The 7,961-nt window shown below is 71.8% G+C and carries 7 protein-coding genes; 2 read left to right on the forward strand and 5 right to left on the reverse strand.

Annotated elements, in window-relative coordinates; all coding sequences use genetic code 11:
- Positions 1-97: 97 nt before the first annotated feature.
- The 5 genes from ACFV2J_RS01955 to ACFV2J_RS01975 all read right to left on the reverse strand — a co-directional run bounded on the left by ACFV2J_RS01955 (position 98) and on the right by ACFV2J_RS01975 (position 5,950).
- Positions 98-847: an SDR family oxidoreductase gene (locus tag ACFV2J_RS01955; protein ID WP_385436952.1), complete on the reverse strand. Its 750-nt coding sequence runs from the start codon at positions 845-847 to the stop codon at positions 98-100.
- A 132-nt stretch (positions 848-979) separates the two neighbouring features.
- A complete protein-coding gene (locus tag ACFV2J_RS01960) occupies positions 980-2,146 on the reverse strand; it encodes an FAD-dependent monooxygenase (RefSeq protein ID WP_385093177.1) in 1,167 nt (388 codons plus the stop codon).
- Positions 2,147-2,229: 83 nt separating this feature from the next.
- Positions 2,230-2,712, reverse strand: a complete 483-nt coding sequence (locus ACFV2J_RS01965; RefSeq protein ID WP_385093179.1) for a (2Fe-2S)-binding protein — start codon at positions 2,710-2,712, stop codon at positions 2,230-2,232.
- Positions 2,709-3,641, reverse strand: a complete 933-nt coding sequence (locus tag ACFV2J_RS01970) for an FAD binding domain-containing protein (protein ID WP_385093182.1) — start codon at positions 3,639-3,641, stop codon at positions 2,709-2,711. The genes ACFV2J_RS01965 and ACFV2J_RS01970 overlap by 4 nt, the downstream gene beginning before the upstream one ends.
- Positions 3,638-5,950 (reverse strand): xanthine dehydrogenase family protein molybdopterin-binding subunit, encoded by a 2,313-nt coding sequence (locus tag ACFV2J_RS01975; protein ID WP_385436956.1) that lies wholly within the window; start codon positions 5,948-5,950, stop codon positions 3,638-3,640. The genes ACFV2J_RS01970 and ACFV2J_RS01975 overlap by 4 nt, the downstream gene beginning before the upstream one ends.
- A gap of 534 nt (positions 5,951-6,484) precedes the next feature.
- On the opposite strand from ACFV2J_RS01975, the gene ACFV2J_RS01980 reads away from it, so the two are divergent.
- The gene (locus ACFV2J_RS01980; protein WP_385093188.1) at positions 6,485-7,432 is read left to right on the forward strand and encodes an NAD(P)-dependent oxidoreductase; all 948 of its coding nucleotides are present in this window, start codon (positions 6,485-6,487) and stop codon (positions 7,430-7,432) included.
- A 248-nt stretch (positions 7,433-7,680) separates the two neighbouring features.
- Positions 7,681-7,842 (forward strand): hydrophobic protein, encoded by a 162-nt coding sequence (locus ACFV2J_RS01985; protein WP_168525801.1) that lies wholly within the window; start codon positions 7,681-7,683, stop codon positions 7,840-7,842.
- Positions 7,843-7,961: the final 119 nt, after the last annotated feature.

Raw genomic sequence — 7,961 nt, forward strand, 5'->3', positions numbered from 1 at the left:
GGCCCCCCGCCCACGCCGCGCCGGCCGCGGGGGGGCGGGGGGCGCCCCCCACCCGCCCGGGCCGGGGGTTCGGCAGACCCCGCCGTCGTGGCGGAACTCAGACCTGGTTCAGGCCGCCGTCGACGTGGAGCTCGGAACCGGTGGTGAAGCTGCTCTGGTCGGAGGCGAGGAACAGCACGGCGCCGGCCACCTCGTCGGTGTGCCCCATGCGGCCCAGCGGGACCTGGCTCGCCAGGAAGCCCTTGAGCTGTCCGGCCTGCTCCGCGTCGGGAGCGAGGCCGGCGATACCCGGGGTGTCGATCGGGCCCGGCACGATGACGTTGACCCGGATGCCCCGGCCCTTGAGCTCGTTGGCCCAGGTGCGGGCGAGGGAGCGGACGGCGGCCTTGGTCGCGGCGTACACACCGAACGCCTCGGCGCCGGACGCCGCGGCCGTGGAGCCCGGGACGATCACCGAGGCGCCCTCGTTGAGCAGCGGCAGGGCCTTCTGGACGGTGAACAGCAGGCCGCGGACGTTGACGCCGAAGGTCTGGTCGAAGTGTTCCTCGGTGACCTCCTCCAGCCGGGCGAACTCACCGCCGCCCGCGTTGGCGAACAGGACGTCGATGCGGCGGCCGTCCTGCTCGACGGTCGCGTAGAGCCGGTCCAGGTCGGCGAGGTCGGCGATGTCCCCCTGGACCCCCACGGCGCCCGAACCGATGTCCTGGACGGCCGCGTCCAGCTCCGGCTTGCGGCGGCCGGTGACGTACACCTGCGCGCCCTCGGCGGCGAAACGCTTGGCGGCGGCGAGGCCGATGCCCGTGGTGCCTCCCGTGACGAGCGCGACCTTGCCGGTGAGCTGACCCATGACGTCCTCCACTGATTCGTCGTAACAATATTTGTTACGACCCCGGGGTGTAACCGTAGAAGTTTCAATCAGTCGCGTCAAGCCAGGCCCTTCGCGGGACGCGGCCACCCGGCGAGTCGTACGCCGTCTCGGTCAGCCGGAGCCGAAGAACTGGCTCCCCCTCCCGGCGCCCAGCGTGGATCTCACCGCCAGATCGAACCCGGCCTCGGACAAGGTGAGGAAGCGGTCGAGGCGCCGCAGCTCCCAGTGCTCCAGCTCGGACGCGGGCAGCGGCCGGGTCGGGGTCCACCCGCGCAGGGCGGCCGCCAGGCCGGCGGCGTCGCCGAACGCCTTGGAGGTTCCCGAGGCGGTGTGGGGCCGGACCGTGCCTGCCGCGTCGCCGATCAGCGCCGCGTGGTCGGCCACCATGCGTCCGGGCGCGAGGTCGAACACCGGTTGCATGAAGACGTCCGACCGGTGCACCAGTTCGGCGAAGGGCGGCGGCAGCGAGACGTCGGCCTGCCGGGTGATCTCATCGGCGGTCCCGGGCGGCAACTCGCCCGGCGGCAGGAAGTGCGCGAAGTGGCTTCCGGAGCGGCCGGTGAGCAGCCGCGGCAGATCCGGCTCGGTGACGTTCACGTACCAGACCCAGTTCACGCGCCGGGAGCCCTCCTCCTGCTCACCGTCGGCCCCCGGAACCAGGTAGCACAGCATCTGCATTCCGCTGGACGTGAAGAACGTGAAGCGGCCCGCGAGAAGGTCCAGCAGATCACCCGGCAGCGCGGACTCGGGTTCGAGGCCGCGCCAGGCCACGTAGCCGGCGTACTCGGGACGGGTGACGGAGTCGAGCAGCATGCGGGTGGCCGATCCGATTCCGTCGGCGCCCACCAGGAAGTTGCCGTGCGCGGAGTGCCCGTCCGAGAACTCGGCCGTGACGTCGTGACCGCTCACCTGTACGCGTCTGAGAGTGCTGTCCTGCCGGTAGCAGACCCCGGACAGGGGTTCCCGCAGCGCGCGGTAGAGGGTGTCCCACGCGGTCATGAGCTGCGGAGCCCCGTGCCGCGCCGCCCTGCCGCGCGCGTCCAGCTGCTGACGTTCGTGCAGTTCGACGCTCACCGAGGACGCGGTCCGGCCGAGGCGGTTCAGCAGTGCGTCGACCTCGGGCTGCATGACGATGCCGGCGCCGCGTGCCGACGTCTGGCCCGCCGACCGTTCGTAGACGGCGACCTTGGCGCCCACGGCCCGCAGTTCGTGCGCGGCCGCCAGACCGCCCACCGATCCACCGATGACCAGGGCTGTGAACGCGTTCGTCTCGGACATGGCACACCTCTGCTGTGGCGGATGCGTGGACACCGGGGACGTGGACCCCTCCTCACCACCGCCGGGACGGGGACGGGACGGGCTCAGGTCACGGGCTCCTGCTGTTCCCGCGCCGCCCGCACCACCGCGCGACGGATGGGTTCGTAGCCGGTGCAGCGGCAGATGTTGGACCCGACGACGTGATCCACGCGCTCGGGGTGATCGGCGAGGCCGGGGTCCGCCTCCAGGGCCCCGGCGGCGACCATCAGGAATCCGGGAGTGCAGAAGCCGCACTGCAAGGCGCGTTCGGCGGAGAAGGCCCGCTGGAGCGCGCTGGGCTCGCCGTCCGGGCCGGCCAGCCCTTCCACGGTCCGGACCGAGCTGCCGTCGCACTGCACGGCGAGCATCAGACAGGAACGTACCGCCTCGCCGTCCACGAGCACGGTGCACGCGCCGCACACACCGTGCTCGCAGCCCAGGTGGGTGCCGGTCAGCCGGCAGTCCTCCCGCAGTACGTCCGCCAGGATCCGCCGGGGCTCCACGTCGAGCGGGAACTCCTCGCCGTTCACGGTGAGCGTGATCTTCATGGGCTGTCTCCCTTGGCTCCGGCGACGCGGCACCGGTGGTCGTCGGCCGCCTGGCACAGGGTTCTGGCGGCCACGACGGCGATGGCGTGCCGGCGGTATTCGAGGTCCGCGTACGGCTCCGCGAGGGGTGCGGCGTCCTGCTCCGCCGCGATGCGGCCCGCGCGGGCGAACGGATGGTCGTCGGGAAGCTGGTATCCGTCGGTCGGGGTGCCGATCTCGACGCCGGTCAGGGCCTGTTCGGCGGCGTGCGCCCGCAGAGGCCGGTCGGCGCAGTTGACCAGTCCGATCCGGGCTTCCCGGATGACTCCGTCGTGCACGGTGAGGACGGCGGCGACGGCGACCTGGGCGAAGCAGAAGTGGGTGCGGCGGTGTTCGATGAAGCCGACGCCGGTGTGGTCGGCGAGCAGGGGATAGCTCACGGAGGTGATCAGTTCGCCGGGGCGGCGGTCCGTCTTGAGGGGGCCGTGGAAGTAGTCGCGGGCCGCGACGGTGCGGACGCCCCGCGGACCTCGCAGGTGGATGTCGGCGTCCAGTGCCATCGCGATGGCGCACCACTCGGACGCGGGGTGGCCCCAGCCGAAGCTGCCCACCATGGTGCCCCGGGCCCGGATCGGCGGGTGCGCGATGTTGACGACGGCGCGGGCGAACAAGGAGCCGAGGGGACCCGGTACGGCCGCCGCGGACTCGAAGACGTGGTGCCTGACCAGGGCGCCGACCCGCAGTGTGCCGTCGACGACCCGCAGGGTGTCGAGTTCCGGGATGCGGTTGATGTCGACGACCAGGTCGGGCCGCACGCGCTCCAGGTGCATCTCCAGGAGCAGGCTCTGGCCTCCGGCCAGGACCTGGGCCTTGCGGCCACCGTTGCCCAGGGCGTCGACGGCCTCGGGCACCGTGCGGGGTGCGACGTAGTCGAAGGCGGCGGGCTTCACCGGTCCTCCTCCAGTTTCGGGGCCCGGGCCGCGCGCCAGACCACGTCCGGGGTGAGCGGCATCTGCAACAGGTCGGCGTCGGCCGGACGGAGCGCGTCGACCACGGCGTTGACGATCGCGGCCGGCAGCCCGATGCAGCCCGACTCCCCGGCGCCCTTGGCTCCCAGGGGTGAGCTGGGGCTCGGCGTGCAGGTGTCCTTGACCTCGATGGGCGGTACTTCGGTGTAGGTCGGCAGCAGGTAGTCCAGCAGACCGTTCGCCAGCAGGGGCGTGCCGTCGGCGTCGTAGGGGATGGCCTCGTACAGCGCCTGGCCGATGCCCTGGATCGCGGACCCGAAGGCCTGGGCGCGGACGACCCCGGGATCGAGCACGACCCCGCAGTCGTCGACCGTCACCACCTTCAGCAGTTCCACGGTGCCGAGTTCCGGGTCGACTTCGGCCACCGCGACGTGGGAGCCGAACGGGAACGCCATTCCCGTCTCGAAGCGGTCCTCCACGCGCAGTGGCCCGGTGGCCTTGACCAGTTCACTGACGTCCATGGCGGCCGAGCCGTCGTGGGCGGCGTGGACGGTGCCGTCGGCCCACTCCACCTCTTCCAGGGGCAGGTCCCACAGGGTGGCGGCCCTCTGCCGGGCCTCCGCGATGACGAGTCGGGAGGCGTGCTGCAGCATCGCCCCGGCGACCTGGGCCGTGCGGCTGGCGAAGGAGCCGAGTCCCTCGGGCTGTTCGTCGGTGTCGCCCTCGATCAGCCGGACCCTCTGCTCGTCCACACCGAGGGTCTTGGCGACCAGTGCGGGGAACACCGTCTCGTGGCTCTGTCCGCTGGAGGCACCCCCGCATCGGGCGGTGATGACGCCGTCCGCACCGACCTCGATGCTGCCGAACTCGTGCAGCCCGCCCGGTTCTCCGCCCGATCGCTCGACGTAGCAGGAGAGGCCGATGCCGAGGGGCTTGGCGGTGGGGTCGCTCCGGCGGCGGGCCTGTTCGGCGCGCCAGGTGCCGTACTCGACGGTCTCCAGTGCCAGGTCCAGCGCGCGGGCGTACGCACCGCTGTCGTAGGTCCGGCCGGTGGGGGTCGCGTACGGGAAGTCCCCGGGCGGGATGAAGTTGCGGCGGCGCAGCTCCGCCGGGTCGATCCCCAGCTTCCTCGCCATCATGTCCATGCAGCGTTCGAGGGCGATCACCGCCTCGGGCCGGCCGGCGCCCCGATAGGGATACGTGATCATGGTGTTGGTGAGGATCGAGCGGACCGTCGCGTGCACCTGGGGCGTGCGGTAGGCGCCGGTCGCCATCCAGGCGGTCTGCATCGGCAGTCCGACCCCGAGGTGCGGGTAGGCGCCGACGTCCGCGTCGATGTGCAACTCGTAGGCGAGGAGGCGTCCGTCGGCGTCGGCGGCCAGCCTGGCCCGCTGGTCCTGGCCCCGGCCGCGCGTGGCGACCTTCATCGACTCCAGACGGTCCTCGATCCAGCGGACCGGCCGGCCGAGCCTGACCGCGAGGAAGGCGACCACGACGAACTCGGGGAACGAGGCGCTCTTGCCGCCGAACGCGCCGCCGGTGTCCGGCACCACCACCCGGATCCGATCCTCCGACCAGCCCAGCAGCGCGGCCATCTCACGGCGCAGCCGGTGCGGCATCTGATGCCCTGACCAGATCGTCAGCCGGTCCCCCTCGGGCACGGCGAGGATCGTCCGGCACTCCATCGGTGTGGGCATCAGCAGGTTCTGCCGGTAGCGGCCCTCCACCACGGCGGCCGCTTCCCGCCACACCTCGTCGTCGATGGGCGTGCCCGTCTCGCCTCGCAGGGCGATGTTGCTCAGGCCCTCGAAGAGCAGGGTCTCGTCCGAGGCCGCGGCGGCCGGCGTGACCATCGCGGGCAGTGGGTCGACCCGGAAGGTGACCTCGGCCGCCCCGTCCTCGGCCCGGTAGCGGTCCTCGCCCAGGACGACCGCGACGGCCTCGCCCGCGTACCGGACGCGTTCCTTGACCAGCGCCGGCCACTCACGGCCGGCGACCAGGTCGTCCGAGGACAGTTCGGCGAGCACGGTGTGCGGTACCGGAGGCAGGTCCTGCAGCGTGGCTGCCGCGTGCGCGCACGAGGGCATGTCCGTCAGGTCGGCGGCGGACCAGGCCCCCACCACGCCGGGTACCTCGCGGGCCGCACGGCAGTCGACCGCGCGCAGCAGCCCGTGACCGGTCCCGCACCGGACGAACACCGCGTCGAGGCAGTCCGGCACCTCGATGTCGGCGACGTAGCGGCCGTTTCCGGTGAGCAGTCTCGCGTCCTCGCGCCGTGTCCACTGATGCACCACAACCGCACCTCTTGCCGAGTCGAGTGGGGAGGGGACCACCGGGGATTCCCTCTCCGTGGCGACCCGCCCGGGGGCGGCCGCGGGCCACGACGGACCGGCGGCACGAGAGCACCCGTTCCGTACATCTAGGCACATGTTGAGCACGCGTGCATGTCCGGCAGGGCCGGCGCACGGACGGGGAGGAGGTCCGTAGGGCAGGTCCGGTGGCCTGGTCGAAGGGGCGCCTCGTCGGCCGAGGCGCAGCCCCGTCGGCGGCGGGCGAGTGCGCGGTGGCGGGCAGGGCGCTACGGGCCTGGCCGCGGTACGGCCGAGATGCGTACGGCATGGGATGCCGAGATGCGTACGGCATGGGATGCCGAGATGCGTACGGCATGGGATGCGGACACACTGTTCGGGTCCGGCGCGCGGAGCGTCAGCCGTGTTACGGCCCGAGATGTCACCGCCGGCGGCGGCGCACGTACCCGTGACCGACCGGAACCCGGGAAGGGTCTCCGCTCCGCGCGTGAGGTCTTCCGGGAACGAGGTGCAGAGATGGCGCATGTCAGCCAGGACCCGCCGCGCATCGGCTGGATCGGTACCGGTCGGATGGGCTTCCCACTGGCCGCCCGGCTGCTGGACGCGGGGTACGACGTGGCCGTCTGGAACAGGACGCGCGCGAAGGCCGAGCCGCTCACGGAGAGAGGCGCGACGGTCGTCGACCGGCCGGCCGATCTGGCCGACCGGGACGTCGTCTTCACCATGGTCTCCGCCTCGCCCGACCTCCAGGCGGTCACCACCGGCCCCGGCGGGTTGCTGACCTCGCCGGACAGCGCGCCGGCGGTCCTGATCGACAGTTCCACGGTGTCCACCGCCACCTCCGCGCTGATCCGGGAAGAGGCCGCCCGGCGCGGTACGGACTTCCTGGCCGCCCCGGTGAGCGGGAACCCGAAGGTGATCGCGTCGGGCGGTCTGACGATCGCGGTGTCCGGCTCCCGTGAAGTGTTCGACCGGGTCGAGCCGTTGCTGGCACCGCTGGGGCGCGGTGTGACCTACGTCGGCGAGGACGAGGCGGCCCGGCTGGTCAAGATCGCGCACAACGTCTTCCTCGGTGTCGTCACCCAGTCGCTCGCCGAGATCACCGTCCTCGCGGAGAAGGGCGGTGTCAGCCGTGCCGCCTTCCTGGAGTTCCTGAACGACTCCGTGATGGGCTCGGCGTACACCCGCTACAAGTCGCCCGCACTGGTCAACCTGGACTTCAGGCCGACGTTCACCATGCCGCTGCTGCGCAAGGACCTGGAGCTCGGACTCTCCGCCGGCCGCGAGCTGGAGGTCCCGATGCCGCTGGCCGCCGCCACCGCTCAGCTCGTCGCGAGCGCGGTCGGCGCGGGCCATGTCGACGACGACTTCGCCGCCCTGATCCTGGAGCAGGCAAGGAACTCCGGCATCGCGCTCGAAGCCGAGGACGTGTCCGTCGACGACGGCCTGTCACCCCGGGAATGAACCACGACGCGAAACCGGTCGACGATCGCGAACACGGTCGGGAATCGTCGGATCAATTCCTCGTGGGTCTCCGGGAAATGGGTCTCCGGGAAATGGGGCGGGGCGGTCGGCTCCGGACTCCGGGACCGGCCGGCGTCGGCGTTTCATGGGCCGGTCGGGTCATCGTGTCGCGGCATACGGGTGACGTCCGGAAAATGCGCGTGTGAGCGGAGAGGTCCGGGGCACAGACCTATTCGGAGGTTGATAATATGGTCCCCCTGCTTCTTGTGCTCCTGCTGGTTCTGCTTCTCTTCGGTGCGGGCTTCGCGTTGAAGATTCTCTGGTGGGTCGCGATCGTCGTACTGGTGCTGTGGCTGGTCGGCTTCGTCGCCCGTCCCAAGAGCGGAAGCGGCCGCTGGTACCGCTGGTAGCGGAGCCGGATTCCGGCCGTTTTCGGGCCTGACGCCGTGGTGGGTGGGGCCCCGCCCGCCGTGGTGCGGGGGCCCCCGGGGAGTGGACGACCCCAAACGTGTAAGACGCGAACACACCA

The sequence above is a fragment of the Streptomyces sp. NPDC059668 genome (assembly GCF_042734135.1).
GTDB lineage: Bacteria > Actinomycetota > Actinomycetes > Streptomycetales > Streptomycetaceae > Streptomyces.

What these genes read in the sequence shown, in the direction of transcription:
- ACFV2J_RS01955 (WP_385436952.1), bottom strand. Translation starts at nt 847, where the DNA reads ATGGGTCAGCTCACCGGCAAGGTCGCGCTCGTCACGGGAGGCACCACG.
- ACFV2J_RS01960 (WP_385093177.1), bottom strand. Translation starts at nt 2,146, where the DNA reads ATGTCCGAGACGAACGCGTTCACAGCCCTGGTCATCGGTGGATCGGTG.
- ACFV2J_RS01965 (WP_385093179.1), bottom strand. Translation starts at nt 2,712, where the DNA reads ATGAAGATCACGCTCACCGTGAACGGCGAGGAGTTCCCGCTCGACGTG.
- ACFV2J_RS01980 (WP_385093188.1), top strand. Translation starts at nt 6,485, where the DNA reads ATGGCGCATGTCAGCCAGGACCCGCCGCGCATCGGCTGGATCGGTACC.
- ACFV2J_RS01985 (WP_168525801.1), top strand. Translation starts at nt 7,681, where the DNA reads ATGGTCCCCCTGCTTCTTGTGCTCCTGCTGGTTCTGCTTCTCTTCGGT.